The organism is Paenibacillus sp. 01T422, assembly GCF_056398785.1.
On sequence record NZ_JBFTQB010001491.1, the window covers coordinates 1 to 704 of the forward strand.

The window sequence follows — 704 nt, forward strand, 5'->3', positions numbered from 1 at the left end:
GAGAAAAAGCCCATTGTTTGGGAAGCATATCCTTTTTCGCTAGGATCGACGTGTATATGATTGCCATCTGTAAAATCATTATGAGCCAGCCTTAGTAATTCCTGTGCAAAACCTATTAATCCATTTCTACTTAAAGTGATCATCACTCGATTATTTTTTAATATTACAACCTGTCCTACGTTATCTTTATTTGTAAACTCGGGAGTGTCATCATTAATATTTAAATTAACCACAATGGAATCCATGCTCTGCACCCCTATAAATGAGAATAAGCCAACGATCTCATTTTTTAAGTCCCTAATACTCATCATAACCGGTGGCTATGAACCTTCACCGATAATAGAAAAGTCAAGGATATACCATTCGACTAATAGATAAAACAATGTCAAAATCAGTATTGGGAACGTTTTATATAAATATATAAAGACCAACTTTCCCATATTTCAACTCGCCACCTATCCTGTTTTTACTGCCTCTTAGCTTAAGTCGAACGTAGTCCAACCTACTTCAATAATTCTATTCCTTAACTCGTTAAATCTCTTCTCTGCAAACAATCCCGAATATTCAATTTTGGTAAATGGTTTTGTGAAAAATTGAAAATAGCTTGGTTTTCCACAAATATCCCTTTGCCCAACACACTTACTTTTTGAGCGAAAATCCAATTCTTCATTATCATTCCAATTGTTTTTACGTTTATTGTAGAG

Annotated in this window: 2 protein-coding genes; both read right to left on the minus strand. The window is 34.1% G+C overall.

The window, feature by feature from the left end:
• A partial coding sequence (locus AC1DUA_RS39760) for an Imm32 family immunity protein (RefSeq protein WP_477504895.1) occupies positions 1-245 on the minus strand: 245 nt, incomplete at its 3' end.
• Positions 246-523: 278 nt separating this feature from the next.
• Positions 524-704, minus strand: a 181-nt coding sequence (locus AC1DUA_RS39765) for a hypothetical protein (protein WP_477504896.1), incomplete at its 5' end; no start/stop codon positions are given.